Source organism: Cupriavidus pinatubonensis, from assembly GCF_019602855.1.
Classification (GTDB): Bacteria; Pseudomonadota; Gammaproteobacteria; order Burkholderiales; family Burkholderiaceae; genus Cupriavidus; species Cupriavidus pinatubonensis.
This window is the reverse complement of the sequence record NZ_CP080766.1, coordinates 761,760-775,785: the sequence shown is the minus strand read 5'-3', so window position 1 is coordinate 775,785 and position 14,026 is coordinate 761,760. Positions and strand designations below refer to the sequence as shown.

The 14,026-nt window shown below is 62.4% G+C and carries 11 protein-coding genes and 4 pseudogenes; 4 read left to right on the top strand and 11 right to left on the bottom strand.

Annotated features, from left to right (window positions below; translation table 11 throughout):
* Window positions 1–16 precede the first annotated feature (16 nt).
* Window positions 17–1,453 carry an MFS transporter gene (locus K2O51_RS03505; RefSeq protein WP_181184470.1) on the top strand — a complete coding sequence of 479 codons (1,437 nt, stop codon included), beginning with the start codon at window positions 17–19 and terminating at the stop codon, window positions 1,451–1,453.
* A gap of 267 nt (window positions 1,454–1,720) precedes the next feature.
* Here K2O51_RS03505 and metC read toward each other — a convergent pair.
* The 9 genes and pseudogenes from metC to K2O51_RS03475 form a co-directional block, all read right to left on the bottom strand.
* A pseudogene (metC, locus tag K2O51_RS03500) lies at window positions 1,721–2,941 on the bottom strand (cystathionine beta-lyase).
* Window positions 2,942–3,025: 84 nt separating this feature from the next.
* Window positions 3,026–3,154, bottom strand: a complete 129-nt coding sequence (locus K2O51_RS35535; protein WP_280640413.1) for a hypothetical protein — start codon at window positions 3,152–3,154, stop codon at window positions 3,026–3,028.
* Window positions 3,130–3,492 carry a pyridoxal-phosphate dependent enzyme gene (locus K2O51_RS35075; protein WP_245001851.1) on the bottom strand — a complete coding sequence of 121 codons (363 nt, stop codon included), beginning with the start codon at window positions 3,490–3,492 and terminating at the stop codon, window positions 3,130–3,132. The genes K2O51_RS35535 and K2O51_RS35075 overlap by 25 nt, the downstream gene beginning before the upstream one ends.
* A 648-nt stretch (window positions 3,493–4,140) precedes the next feature.
* Window positions 4,141–4,870, bottom strand: a pseudogene (locus tag K2O51_RS03490) (amino acid ABC transporter ATP-binding protein).
* A 53-nt stretch (window positions 4,871–4,923) separates the two neighbouring features.
* Window positions 4,924–5,585: pseudogene (locus K2O51_RS03485) on the bottom strand (amino acid ABC transporter permease).
* Window positions 5,586–5,662: 77 nt separating this feature from the next.
* Entirely contained in the window at window positions 5,663–5,881 is a 219-nt protein-coding gene (locus tag K2O51_RS35530; protein ID WP_280640412.1) for a type 2 periplasmic-binding domain-containing protein, read from the bottom strand.
* A gap of 43 nt (window positions 5,882–5,924) precedes the next feature.
* Window positions 5,925–6,269 (bottom strand): transporter substrate-binding domain-containing protein, encoded by a 345-nt coding sequence (locus tag K2O51_RS35525; protein ID WP_280640411.1) that lies wholly within the window; start codon window positions 6,267–6,269, stop codon window positions 5,925–5,927.
* Window positions 6,173–6,463 (bottom strand): hypothetical protein, encoded by a 291-nt coding sequence (locus tag K2O51_RS35070; protein ID WP_245001827.1) that lies wholly within the window; start codon window positions 6,461–6,463, stop codon window positions 6,173–6,175. Before K2O51_RS35070 ends, K2O51_RS35525 begins: the two co-directional genes overlap by 97 nt.
* 443 nt (window positions 6,464–6,906) lie before the next feature.
* A pseudogene (locus tag K2O51_RS03475) lies at window positions 6,907–7,255 on the bottom strand (DUF3088 domain-containing protein).
* Between the two features lie 298 nt (window positions 7,256–7,553).
* Between K2O51_RS03475 and ftrA the strand changes: the two are divergent.
* A complete protein-coding gene (gene ftrA / locus K2O51_RS03470) occupies window positions 7,554–8,543 on the top strand; it encodes a transcriptional regulator FtrA (RefSeq protein WP_011299712.1) in 990 nt (329 codons plus the stop codon).
* 107 nt (window positions 8,544–8,650) lie between these two features.
* Here ftrA and K2O51_RS03465 read toward each other — a convergent pair whose 3' ends face one another.
* Window positions 8,651–10,327, bottom strand: coding sequence for a bifunctional protein tyrosine phosphatase family protein/NAD(P)/FAD-dependent oxidoreductase (locus K2O51_RS03465; RefSeq protein WP_220630484.1), 1,677 nt, complete (start codon window positions 10,325–10,327; stop codon window positions 8,651–8,653).
* Between the two features lie 27 nt (window positions 10,328–10,354).
* The gene (locus K2O51_RS03460) at window positions 10,355–11,251 is read right to left on the bottom strand and encodes an MBL fold metallo-hydrolase (RefSeq protein WP_011299714.1); all 897 of its coding nucleotides are present in this window, start codon (window positions 11,249–11,251) and stop codon (window positions 10,355–10,357) included.
* A gap of 222 nt (window positions 11,252–11,473) precedes the next feature.
* On the opposite strand from K2O51_RS03460, the gene fisR reads away from it, so the two are divergent.
* A complete protein-coding gene (gene fisR / locus K2O51_RS03455) occupies window positions 11,474–12,784 on the top strand; it encodes a sigma 54-dependent transcription regulator FisR (protein WP_011299715.1) in 1,311 nt (436 codons plus the stop codon).
* A gap of 362 nt (window positions 12,785–13,146) precedes the next feature.
* Window positions 13,147–13,968, top strand: coding sequence for a sulfite exporter TauE/SafE family protein (locus K2O51_RS03450; RefSeq protein WP_011299716.1), 822 nt, complete (start codon window positions 13,147–13,149; stop codon window positions 13,966–13,968).
* Window positions 13,969–14,026: the final 58 nt, after the last annotated feature.

The window sequence follows — 14,026 nt, the reverse complement described above, 5'->3', positions numbered from 1 at the left end:
GTCCCCCGGCGCGCAAATGGCGGCCAGCGCCAGTATCGTGACCGCTGCCGAAGGCGCCGCCGGCTTTGCCGACAGCCGCAGCACCAGTGCCGCAGGTAGCGCGGGTGGCGTCACACGAGGCAACATCATCGCCCGCATCGAGCGCATGCCGGGCAATGCCATGCATATCCGCGCGCGGCTGCTGATCGGCCTCGCGACATTCTTCGACGGTTTCGACGTCATCGCCATCGCGGCCACGCTGCCGCTGCTGATCGCCAAGTGGTCGCTCACGCCGGGCCAGATCGGCTTCCTGATTGCTGCGCCCTCGGTGGGCCAGCTCGTCGGCGCGCTGGTGTTCCCGGCGCTGGCCGAGCGTTTCGGCCGGCTGCGTTCGATTGGATGGAGTGCGGGCATCATCGGTTTGATGAGCATTGCGTGCGGCTTTGCGCCGTCGTTCGAGATCTTCGCAGTGCTGCGCATCGTGCAGGGTCTGGGTCTCGGCGGCGAGTTGCCGGTGGCGGCCACCTACATCAACGAAGTCACGCGTGCGCATGGCCGTGGGCGCTTCGTGCTGCTGTATGAAGTCGTGTTCCCGATCGGCCTGATGGTTTCCAACGGTGTGGGCGCCTGGCTGGTGCCGCACTACGGCTGGGAGGTGATGTACTTCCTCGGCGGCGTGCCGCTGGTGCTGTTCTTCATCCTGCGCCGCGTGGTTCCGGAGTCGCCGCGCTGGCTGGCGGAGAAGGGGCGGATGGAAGAAGCGGACAGCGCGCTGCGTGCGTTCGAAGCGCGTGCCCGCACGCCGCTGCCGCCGGTGGGCGATACCAGTGCCTTTGATGCGATGACCCATCATCCGCGTCGCCGTGTCCGTGACCTGGTCAGCAAGGCCTATATCGGCCGCACGCTGGCGGTGTGGATGCTGTGGGCAACCTGCGGGTTCATTCAGTATGGCTTGTCGACCTGGCTGCCGACGGTCTACAAGACCGTGTATCACGCACCGCTGCAACTCGCGCTGAATCTGGCTGCTGGCGCTTCAGTGCTGGGCGTGGTGGGCTCGTTGGTGTGCGCGATGATTGTGGACAAGGTTGGCCGCAAGCCGGTGATCAATGTGTCGTTCCTGCTGTGTGCGCTGTCGCTGGTGCTGGCGGGGGTGTTTCATGCGTCGAACGTCTATGTTGTGGCGACGCTGTGTGCGCTGGCTATGGGGTTCCTGGCTAGCGGGTTTATTACGGCTTATGTCTATACGCCTGAGCTGTATCCGACCAGTGTGCGGGCTATGGGGTGTGGGCTTGGTGGGGCTTGGTTGAAGCTCGCTGCCATCTTTGCTCCGTCGCTGATCGCCAGCACTATCGGCAGCGGCGATCTCAGCGGTGCGTTTCTTTCGCTGGCGGCTGTGCCGTTTTTGGCGGCGATTACGGTGCACTTTTTGGGGATTGAGACGAAGGGGCAGGTGTTGGAGGAGTTGGAGGTTTGAGTTTGTGGTTTCGTCGGCAATCTACAGGCGGGCTGTTGGTCTCACAGCGGCCCCATCTGAGACATCCGGGGAAATCGAGAGGCCGCTTCAGCCAGAAGCGGCCATGCGGAAGATGCCAGGGCGCACTTGCGTGCCGGATTCTGACAGAAGCTCATGGCAGCTTCATTGAGGGAATCGGCGTGACTGAGTTGCGGCAAGCCTTCTCGCCATTTTAGGAGCGCGAAAGCTTCGCCAGTCATCGTGGTAGCAAGCAGTGCGGTGCTTCAGCTATGGCAGATCTCGCCGGAGCCAGACTTCTCGTTTCTCTGCTTCGGAGTCGCACGCCGAAAGGGCCAGCAAACCCCGCCGCAGATCGTCGATCAGATCCTCCGTGTCCTCCAGGCCCACATGCAGACGTACTGCTTGTCCCTGGTGCGGCCACCGATGGCCGGTGCGTCCCATTCCCGGCGTGAACGGGATCACGAGGCTTTCATAGCCGCCCCACGAAACACCCAGGCCGAAATGCTCGAGAGCGTCAATGAACGCCGCGAGCGAGGCTTTAGAGTTTGTGCGCAGCACCACCGAAAAGAGGCCGCATGCGCCGGGTAAAGTCGCGCTTCCACAGTGCGTGTCCCGGATGGGATGGTAAGGCGGGATGCAGGACCGCTTCGACCTGCGGCTGCAGCTCCAGCCATTGGGCGACACGCAGCCCAGATTGCCAGTGACGCTGCAATCTGACGGCCAATGTACGCAGGCCGCGCAGAGCCAGATAGATATCATCCGGGCCTGCCGTTTGACCCATGTCATGAGTGGTCTGCTTGATCAGAGGCCAGGTCTCTCGATTGCACGTCACTACGCCAAGCATTGCGTCGGAATGACCCACGATGTACTTCGTGGCGGCCTGACCGACACGTCGACCCCATGTGCGAACGGCTTGAAGTAGAGCGGCGTCCCCCAGGTGTTGTCCATTACGACATAGGCACCGTGTCGATGCGCCGCTGCAGCAATGGCAGGAATGTCCTGGATGTCGAAGGTCTCGGAACCGGGCGATTCTACATAGACCACGCGCGTATTCGCCCGCAACAGGGCCTCGATCGGCGTGCCGCCTACCGGATCATAGGTCTCGACTTCAACGCCGAAGCGCGCCAGGACCCGCTCCAGAAAGGCGCGTGTCGGGGAATAAGCGCTGTCGGTCACGAGGATGTGGTCACCTGCCGAGAGTAAAGCTGTCAGCGCAGTACTGACCGCGGCAAGGCCGGAAGGAAAGACTAGCGATCGATATCCGCCCTCAAGACCAGCTACGGCTTCTTCGAGCGCTTGCGTAGTAGGCGTGCCATAGCGGCCATAAGTCGTTGCCCCGGGCTCTTCCGCAGCGCGCGCGCGCTTCATCTCTTCCCATTCGGCCATCGAACCTGCGAGGATGGTCGACGCCCTGAAGATCGGCGTGTTGACGACGCCGCCGAAGCGCTCCGGGTGGCGGCCGGCACAAACGAGGGTGGGTGTTTTCATTCATAGCAATTCTCATGGTTAAACGATGCGGCATCGTTATTCGTGGTCGAGTGCCGCCGGGACGTTTGATATGCAGGCAGATGATTAAATGGGGACTGCCGGGAGCGCGTCGCGATAGGCAAATAGCGCCGGTGCGCCGCCGGTATGCAGGAACAGCAGCGGACCCTCACCCGTAAAGCGCTTGCGCATCACGCCGTCGAGCAGGCCAGCCATCGCTTTTCCCGTATACACGGGTCGAGGAGGACTCCCTCCGTACGGGCCAGCAATCTGACGGCATCGAGCGCAGCCCGGTTAGGTTCGCCATAGCGGGGCAGGAAATATTCGTCCCACAAGTTCGAGCCGCAGTTCCGCCGGTACTTTCGATGTCGAGCAATTCCGCCGTTCCGTCGATCAGCCCTGCCACCTTGGGCGCCTTGCGCCTCGACGGGCCGCGACACGGTAATACCGACGACTTGTGCGTCCGGCATTGCATGGGCGAGTGCCAACGCCAGGCCTCCGTGGGTTCCCGCACTGCCGGATGCCAGCACGACAGCCGCAAATGAAACGCCCATCGCGTCGGCTTGCTGCGCCATCTCCAGGCCGGCATGACATATCCCAATGCGCCAAGCGGATTGGACCCGCCGATTGGGATGATGTAGGGCTGATACCCGTCGCCGCGCAGTCGTTCGGCCAGTGCTTGCAACTGGCGTCGGCATTGTCGAGCGTGGCAACCGGTTCACCGTGCGCGTCGAACAGGTCGAGCAGCAGGCGATTACCGCTGCGCAGATAGTCGACGTCCGTGGTGTTGATTGGGTTCTCCAGCAACGCGTGGCAACGCAGTCCAAGACGGGGCTGCCACGGCCGCCGTTTGCCGGACATGATTCGACTGAATCGCGCCGGCTGTCACCAGCGTATCAGCACCTTTGCTCAAGGCGTCGGCCGCCAGAAACTCGAGCTTGCGCAGCTTGTTTCCGCCAAAGGCGAGTGGCGTGGTGTCATCGCGCTTGATTGTAGACATCGCGACCGAGCATACGAGACAAGCGATCGAGTTTCTCCAGGGGGGGTGAACCGCGCCGACCAGTTGAAGGCGGGAAATGAAGCAATGCGATCCGAGATTTTTTTCATGGGACTTCGGCTCTGGAGGAAATAAATCAGGTGAGACAGACGCTGTGAGGTAGCTATCGCCGACTCTAGGCTTCATGCGGGCAAGCGCGCCTTCATCAGTGCAGGATCTTCGCCAGGAATTCCTTTGCACGGGCTGACTTCGGGTCGCCGAAAAAGGCATCTTTGCCAGTGTCTTCAATAATGGAGCCGCTATCCATGAAGATCACGCGGTTGGCAACCTTCTTCGCGAACCCCATTTCATGGGTGACGCAGATCATCGTCATGCCTTCGCGAGCGGAGTCCAGTCATGACGTCGAGCACCTCGTTGATCATCATCCGGGTCCAGTGCCGAAGTCGGTTCAATCGAACAGCATGGCGACGGGATCCATCGACAGGGCTCGCGCGATGGCAACGCGCTGTTGCTGTCCGCCCGAAAGCTGCGCGGGAAATTTTGCGGCGTGGGCTTTCAGGCCGACGCGCTCAAGCAGTTTTAGGCCTTTTTCCCGGGCCTCGTCCTTGCCGCGCTTAACACCTTGACCTGTGCCAGGGAAAGGTTGTCGAGAATGCTGAGGTGCGGGAACAGCTCAAAATGCTGGAACACCATGCCAACCCGTGAGCGCAGTTGCGCGAGGTTGATCTTGGGATCCCCGACGCTCACGCCGTCCACGCTGATGACGCCCTGCTGGAACGATTCGAGCCCGTTTCACCGTCTTGATGAGCGTTGACTTCCCTGATCCCGACGGACCAGCAGATGACCACGACCTCGCCTTTCTCTACACGCGTGCTGCATGCATCCAGCACCTTGAACTGACCGTACCATTTCGATACGCCTTCGAGAGCGATCATTGTTCGTCTCCTGCTTGCAGATTATTGTTGTAGCGCTTCGCCTGGCAGGCGAATCAGCGTGTCACGCGCAGTGTCAGCCGCGCCTCGATGCGCCGCTGCACCCACGACAATCCTGTGCTCAGCAACCAGTAAATGGCGGCTACTGACAGGTAGAGCGGAAGCGGTTGGAAAGTCGAGGCAATGATCTCCTGCGACGATCTCAGCAACTCGGTTACGGTGATGACGGAAACCAGCGAGGTGTCCTTGATCAGGCTGATTAGCGTATTGCCGAGGCTCGGTACGGCCAGCCGCAGCGCCTGCGGGCAGACGATGTAACGCAGTGTCTGCAGGTGACTAAGCCCGAGACTGTGCCGCCGCGCTCCATTGCCCGCGGCTGATACCCAGGGATCGCGCCGCGCATGCTTTCCGAGAGGTAAGCGCCGGCATTGGCCGTGAGAGTAAGGATGCCGGCAGTAGTGGGTTCGAGATTGATGCCGAGATCGGGCAGACCGTAGTAGACGACAAACATCTGCACAAGCAGCGGCGTCCCCCGCATGACGCTGACATAGGCGCGTGCGATGCCACTGAGGACAGGACTGGCACTGATTCCCATGATGGCAACGACGATCCCGACCAACAGGCCGAAGATCATCGAGGCCAGGGCGAACTTCACGGTGATCGCGGCGCCCTGCAAGAGCACCGGGGAGGCATGAATAATCAGATCAAAAGGGCTCATGATGCGATCCATGGCTTTGACCGGACGCGCCCGGCCGCAACCGGACGGGCGGGCGGTCAGGCGGTCAGGCGTTGGGGTTACTGTGCGAGGGGTTGGCTGGCATCGGTGCCGAGCCACTCGATGGACAGCTTGCGCAAGGTGCCGTCCTGTTGCAGCGCAATCAGGGCGTCGTCAATGGCCTTGGCGAATTTGGGATTGCCCTTGCGGTAGGGAATACCCATTTCCAGCTTCGTGCCGGCCAGCAGCGCACCGGTACGTAGTGGCAGGTTGGCGTTCTTGATCAGGTACGGCAGCATCAGCCGATCATTGAGCGCGGCATCGATACGGCCGGCTGCGAGATCACGGCAGGTTTTCCGAGGTACCCGGATAGGTCTGCACCTGGATGCCAGGCACCGATTTGGCAAGATCGGCATAGTTGCTGCCGAGCGTGACGCCAACGGATTTGCCCTTCAGCGCGTCCAACGACCCGAATTCGCGCTTGTCGTTGCTGCGTTGAAGCACCTGGACCGCGGAATAGACATAAGGCTGCGTGAAATCGAGTGCCTGCTTACGCGCCGGCGTCATGCTCACCTGATTCACCGATGACGTCAAATTTGCCGGCCTGCAGGCCCGCGATGATGCCGCTCCACTCGGTGGTAATGACTGAACTTTGAGGCCCATCTTGTCTGCCACGGCCCTGGCCACCGCGACGTCAAAGCCATCAAGCTGGCCCTGGCCATTTCGATAGCCGAACGGGGGTACGTGCCCTCCATGCCGACCTTCAGGACGCCGCTGGCCTTGACGGTGTCCAGCAGGTCTTCAGCATGTACGGCGGGTGCGGTGAAACCGAGAACGGTCGCGAGCAGCGCGCTTTGCAACAGCGATTGCAGCAGCTTCATGCCTTGTCTCCAATGTGGTTATAGATATTGTCGAAGGGCAACATCAGTGCCAGACAGGTCCCGTGGAACGGTTTGCCTGATAGCTGATGGCACCTTCGCCGGCCTCGGGACCGCTGTCTCGTCGAGACAGTGGCTCGTTAAAGCCGTGAGAGAAATCGTAGTGATCAGGGAGGGGGAATGAACTTTCAAAAGACGAAGGGGCAAAGCCATTTTGTGGAATATTTTTCTACTTGTGTCGAGCTATTGGCAACGACGTTCTTGATATGCGGCCTGAAGTGTAAGAAGTATCTACAATCGGGCAACGGCTTCGCTATCCGCAGCCCTCGGGTCACGAGGGCCGGCGGAGAGCCGGCGCGGCATTTGGCTGTGAGCCTCTACCGCGCACGTGCTTCGCTCTGTTCCTGGCTTCAGTGGTGGCCATGAACTGACCGCTGGTGCGGCACTCAGGAAGCCGGTCGAGCTACGCCGTATTGCGACGATAGGTATCGACGGATATGGTCGGGGGAATCGATGAACTGTGTCTGGCCGTGCATGCGAATCTCGACGCTGTCGTCAACCGGCGTTCGTCCGGCTCCGAGCACCAGGACAGGGGCGGACTGGTTTGCTTCGCCGATCAACTCGACAATTGCCTGGCGCGGGCGCGGCGCATCGATGTACTCGACATCGATCTCGCTGCGCAGCTGCGGGAAGAAGCTGAGCAGCCCTTCGACAGCAATGGCATCGCCGCAATAGAAGGGGCCTTCCGAGCCTTGAAAAAAAACCAGGGCGGAGCATCAGTAGCTTGTCTTTCACGTTGTCTCTCACTTTGGGTTGAAGTCAGTGGTGTACGTCGTTCCCTTCCCTTGTCGGGTCGCGAACCACCGATCCAAGGATAGGGGTGGGTAGGTAAACTCACTAGTGGCACGAACGACAATTAACGTCTGGATCATGCCAAAATGGTGGCACGGCGATTCGGGACGGTTCCTGCCTGCTGATCCTCGCTGCGGTCCTGGGTTTGCCGGTCTGGACACTTCTGAGTCGCGCGACAGCCGGGCCACGTATCCACCTCGCCAGGTGACCTCGACTGCGACCCACTAGCGATCCGTCATTCATGTCAAAGAACAAAACGCAAACCCGTGCCAACGGAGGGCTGGTAGCAGTCGTCGTCTACGACGGGCTAAGCCTGTTTGAATACGGCTGCGCCGTGGAAGTATTCGGTCTGCCCAGACCGGAAATGGGAGACGAGTGGTATCGCTTTGCGACATGTTCGGCCGAGCCTGGAACGTTGCGCGGAGTGGGCGGTATCCAGGTGCAAGCAGACGGGGGCCTTGAACTTTTATCGAAGGCCAAGACAATCATTGTTCCCGGGTGGCGCAGCATCGATGCCGTTGTGCCGCCGGAGCTTTGCCGTGCTTTGCAAAAGGCGAACAAGCGCGGAGCGAGGGTTATGTCGATCTGCACCGGTGCCTTCGTATTGGCTGCCGCAGGCTTGCTTGACGGCAAGCGGGCGACTACCCACTGGCGTCACGCGACAGCGCTTGCGGAACGGTATCCGGAAATCCGGGTAGAGGCAGATGTGCTCTACGTCGATGCTGGCGATGTCCTGACTTCGGCCGGCAGTGCGGCGGGAATCGACCTGTGCCTGCACCTGATTCGCCGGGACTTCGGGCCTCGCGCTGCCAATCAGGTCGCACGTCGGCTGGTCATGCCCCCGCACCGTGAAGGCGGTCAGGCCCAGTATATTGCCGAGCCGGTTTCGAAGCGCAGCAGCGCATCGTTGGCTCCTCTCTTGGACACGGTGCGCGCAACATTGGGGGAAGACTGGCCGATTGTCAGGATGGCAAAACAAGCCGCAATGAGTGGCCGCACCTTCCAGCGCCACTTCGTCAACATGATGGCCATGCCGCCTGGTGAGTGGTTGCTGATCGAGCGGATCAGCCGAGCCAGGGTGTTGCTCGAAGAAACCGGATTATCGATGGATGACATCGCGGTGCAGGTGGGCTTTGGTGCCGCAGCCACGTTGCGCAATCATTTTCGCACCCGGCTTGGAACAAGTCCTGGATACTACCGGCGGCGTTTCAGCGCGTCAGACGAGCACTGATTTCAACCATGGTGTGCCATTTGGGCCGACGGTAGACAAGTCTTGCCCGGAAGGGGGTAGAACCGGATAACCGCAACCGGGTACAACAGTTCGGGCAGCTTCGGGTGTTATCCCTGCAACTCGGGTGTCGCGAGCCATTCGCGTCCTTTCAGCATCCCCTGCCAGTAGAGCGGCGGCAGAATCCGCTCTTTGAGCCACCATGCCAGCCGCGAAGGCCGCGTGCCGTCGATGAGCCAGCCCGGAAAGCTCGGTGCGACCTTGCCGCCGTAGGTGAACTCGGCCAGGACGATCTTGCCGCGTTCCACGGTCAGAGGGCAGGAGCCGTAGCCGTCGTAGCGGGCTTCTCCCGTGGCCTCGCCGCGCGTGGCGAGCACGTTGTGCGCGACGACTGGCGCCTGCTTGCGCGCCGCGGCGGCCGTCTTGGCATTGGGCATGTTGCCGGCGTCGCCTAACCCGAAGACATTGTCGAAGCGCTTGTGACGCAGCGTTGCCGGATCGGCGTCGATCCAGCCGGCGGCATCGGCCAGCGGGCTGACGCGAATGAAATCGGGCGCCTTCTGGGGCGGCACCGCGTGGAGCATGTCGAACTCGCGCTCGACCAGTTTCGGATCGCCCCCATCCGCGGCCAGGCGGAACGTTGCCCGGCGTGCGGCGCCATCCACTTTCACCAGCGTCTCGCCGAAATTCAGTGCAATGCCATAGCGCTCGACGTACTGCATCAGCGCCGGCACGTAGTCGGCCACACCGAACAGCACGTTGCCTGCATTGCAGAAATCTATGTCGACGCGATCGAGAATGCCGGCGCGGCGCCAGGCATCGGCAGACAGGTACATGGCTTTCTGCGGCGCGCCGGCGCACTTGATCGGCATGGGCGGCTGCGTGAAAAGCGCTTTGCCGCCGCCCTTGCGGGTCAACTCGCGCACGAGGTTCCAGGTGTACGGAGCGAGGTCGTAGCGGTAGTTGGAAGTCACGCCGTTGCGGCCCAGCGTTTCGGGCAGCCCTTCGATGGCGTCCCAATCCAGCTTGAGCCCTGGGCACACTATCAGTTGTTCGTACTTCACCACGCGGCACCCATCAAGGATGACAGCATTGCGCTCGGGCTCGAAGGCTGCCACGGCTGCCTTGATCCATGCCACCCCCCGCGGCAGCACCGAAGCCATGCTGCGCGCGGTATGGGCTGGCTCGAAGACGCCGCCGCCCACCAGCGTCCAGCCGGGCTGGTAGTAGTGGATGTCGGCCGGATCCACGATGGCGATATCCAGCCCCGGCTTGCGTGCCAGCAAGCTCGACGCCACGGCGATTCCCGCGGCGCCGCCGCCAATGATGACCACAGCGTGGCTGGCATCGGCAACATCGACGGGCGTGCGGCCGCCATTGGCGATGCGCCGCACGACGCCCTTTAGATCATAGCCGGCGGCCGCGGCCCGCTCGATGATGTCCGGCAGTGGCCTGATCACGGACTGCGACAGCGCCCACAGCGTCGCCGAGCGCGTGCCGGTGCGGCAGTAGGCCAATACGGGTTTCGGCAGGCTGTCCAGGAGTTGGCCGAACGCCTGAGCCTGTTCGTCGCTGACCTTGCCCGATTCCACCGGCAGGTAATGTGCTTGCAGGCCGAGCGCGGAAGCCTTGCGTTCGATTTCCTGGAAGTTTGGCTGGTCAGGGCCTTCGCCATCCGGGCGGTTGCAGATCAACGAGCGAAAGCCGAAGGCCGCCAGAGCGTGCACATCGTCTGGAACGATCTGCTGGCTGACCGAAAGATCGTTGGTGAGGGCGCGGGGTTGCATGGTCGTCTGTTCCTTGGGTCGGGTGGCTCAGAGGGCGTTGAGGGGAATCTTCAGATAGCGCACGCCGTTGTCCTCGGGCGGAGGCAATTCGCCCGCACGCATGTTCACCTGGACCGAAGGCAGTATCAGGGTCGGCATGGAAAGCGTGGCGTCGCGCGCCTGGCGCATGGCGACGAATTCCTCTTCGCTGATTCCGTTACGCACGTGGATGTTGTTCTCGCGCTCATCCGCGACCGTCGTCATGTATTTCATTTCCCTGCCGCCCGGCTGGTAGTCGTGGCACATGTACAGGCGAGTGTCTTGTGGAAGGCTTAACACCTTGTTTATGGAACGGTAGAGCGTGCGCGCGTCGCCGCCGGGGAAGTCGCACCGGGCAGTGCCGTAATCCGGCATGAACAGGGTGTCGCCGACGAATGCGGCGGTATCGTTGCCGTCGCTGACCACATAAGTCATGCATGCCGGCGTATGCCCCGGCGTGTGCATGGCGCGCATTTGCAGTCCGCCGATGTTGAAGGTATCGCCGTCGTTCAGCAGGCGGTCAAACTGATGCCCGTCGCGCGCGAAGTCTGCACCACTGTTGAAAAGCTTGCCGAAGACCTGCTGCACGGTGGTGATATGGCTGCCGATGGCGGTCTGACCGCCGAGCCTGCGCTTGAGGTAGGGGGCGGCAGACAGGTGGTCCGCATGCACATGGGTCTCCACGATCCACTGCACGGTGGCGTGCAGCGACTGCACGCGCTCGACAAGGCGGTCCGCACTGGCGGTGCGTGTGCGGCCGGATTTGGGATCGTAGTCGAGCACGCTGTCGATCAATGCGCATTGCAGCGTGGCGCGATCCAGTACGAGGTAACTGAGCGTAGAGGTATCGGGATCGAAGAAGGCTTCGATCTCCATTTGCGAGGGGCTTGGCATGGTCGGTGTCATGTGTGTCTATCCGTGGTTAGCAGAGCGTTGCGATTCACCACTCAAAACTCGTGCCAATGCCAATTCGATCTCCAAGTGATTGATTTTTTGCGGATTTTTTAGCACGACAGTCAATCCGGCTGCCGCGGGGCATAGCGTGGCGCTGCCACTTGGCAGTGCTGGCACAATTTGGCAGAATGGCGCGCCGCCTACGCCGTCCCCAACTTAGCCCCCAAGCCCCCGATGGATCGCAAAGCCACTCTCCAGGCACTCCTGTCCTACCTGGAGCAGGAAAACCAGCCGATGATCGTCCTCGATACGGACTACCGCATCCTGGCTGCCAACACTGCCTACCGCCGGCAGTTCGGCGCTGTCGACCGACCCTATCTGGGCCAGCATTGCTACCGGATTTCGCATGGCTATGACGTACCGTGCGACCAGGCGGGCGAGCATTGCCCGATGCGCAAGGCGTTCGAGACTCGGGGCCCGGACCGCGTCCTGCATATCCATCACACGCCGCGTGGCCCGGAACATGTGAATGTCGAACTGCGCCCGATCCTCGATGAGGACCAGCAGGTCGTTGCCTATGTCGAGCGCCTCAGCACAGTGCGCAGCGCATCGGCCCGCGCGAGCGCGGAAGGGCTGGTCGGCCGCTCCGAGGCATTCAATACTGCGCTGGAGGCCGTGCAACGGGTGGCGCCTTCCTCGCTGCCGGTCCTGTTGCTTGGCGAATCCGGCACCGGCAAGGAAATGTTTGCACGCGCTGTGCACGAGGCCAGCAGCCGCGCCGGCGGGCCGTTCGTCGTGGTGGACTGCTCCGGCCTCACCGAGGCCCTGTTCGAGAGCGAACTCTTCGGATACGAAAAAGGCGCGTTCACGGGGGCCATCGCGCGCAAGCCGGGTCTGGTTGAAACCGCCGATGGCGGCACGCTATTCCTCGATGAAATGGGCGACGTACCGCTGTCGATGCAGGTCAAATTGCTGCGCCTGATCGAATCGGGGACCTACCGCCGCGTGGGTAGCGTGGAAACGCGGCGGGCGGACTTCCGGCTGGTCGCGGCCACGCACAAGCCACTGGACGAGATGGTCAGTCAAGGGCTGTTCCGGCAGGACCTGTACTTCCGTATTGCCGCGTTCCCGATTCACCTGCCGGCCCTGCGCGAGCGGCTCGACGATATTCCGCTGCTTGCGGAGTCGATCCTGCAGCGCGGGGGCGGGGCCGGGGACCAGCTCCACCTCAGCGCCGAAGCGCTGGCGCGGATGCGTGCGTATCACTGGCCCGGCAACATCCGCGAGTTGCGCAACGTGCTCGATCGCGCCCGCCTGTACGCCGATGACGGCGTCATCCGTGCCAAGGATCTCCCGCCGGGGCTCGTGGAAACGGGCATGGCGCCGGTCACCAGGCCGGGCCCGGCAGACGGCTGGAGAACCGACGACGAGGCGCTGCGCGAGCGGGTCCGTCAGTTCCGGGGCACACGGCGCGACCTCGCCCAAGCCCTCGGCATGAGCGAGCGCACGCTCTACCGGCGGCTACGGGACCTGGGCATCCGCTGATTCGCCGATCTGGCAGCGCCGTCGCTTGACTGCCAGATCGCTGCCATTCACTGCCGCCGCTGGCAGCGGTGACATCCGCCTGACAGCCGGAGCTGTCCTCCACTTGCATGCGCTCGCGGTGCAAGTCTTTGTTTTGCCGGCCTTTTTGATCAACGCGCCACGATGGCACGGAACTTGTTTATGTGTCGGCATGAACCCTTCGGATTAAAACGGGCACTGGTTCGCGGTGTCGGCTTTGATCCCGTGCATGCCATGGCGCGGCCGCTCTCGGCTGTGTGAGTGCGGGGGGGGCTGTGCGACGGCACTGGCCGCGTGCCTGGCGGTGCAATTCACGTAGCCGCCCCATCTTGATGGAATGACAGATGCAAGACATTGTTGCCACCAGCGCTGCACTGGGCGCTGTTGTGGGCCTCATCCTCGCGCTCACGGGCGCGGGCGGCGCCATTCTTGCCGTGCCGCTGTTGCTCTTTGTCCTGCGCCTGAGCGTGGCGGAGGCAGCGCCGGTCGCCTTGCTGGCGGTAGGCTTGTCGGCAGCCGTCGGCGCAATGCTTGGACTCCGTGCCGGCGTCGTGCGCTACCGCGCCGCATTACTCATGGCGGTGTCCGGCACGCTATTCTCGCCAATTGGGCTGTGGTTTGCCCATCGCCTGCCCAACGGTCCGCTGACGCTGCTCTTTGCCGCCGTGCTGGCGTTGGTGGCATGGCGGATGTTCCGGCAGGCAGCGGGGAGCAAGGTGCCGCAAGCAGCCGAAGCCGCCCGGTCCATGCAGCCTTGCCGGCTCGACAACCAAACTGGACGCTTTGTCTGGACAGCCTTGTGCACGCGTGCCTTGGCGCTGTCCGGCGCAGGCGCAGGCTTTCTGTCGGGGCTGCTTGGTGTCGGTGGCGGCTTTGTCATCGTACCCGCCTTGAAGAAGGCCACCAATGCGCCGCTGCATACCATTGTCGCGACATCTCTGGCGGTTATCACGCTGGTGTCGGCTTCCGGTGTCATCACGACCGCCATTGCCGGACGCATGGATTGGCAGGTCGGTGTGCCGTTCGCCGCCGGTGCCATGCTGGCGATGCTGGGTGGCCGACTGCTCGCGAGCCGGCTGAGCGGCGCAAGGCTGCAGCAAGGTTTTGCTGTGGTGGCAGGCCTGATCGCTATCGGCATGGTGGCGAAGGTGGTGATGGCAAGCTGAACGTCAGGGTGAAATCCCGCGCCTCGCTACGGAGTCGGACGCCGTGTTGGTGGCAAGC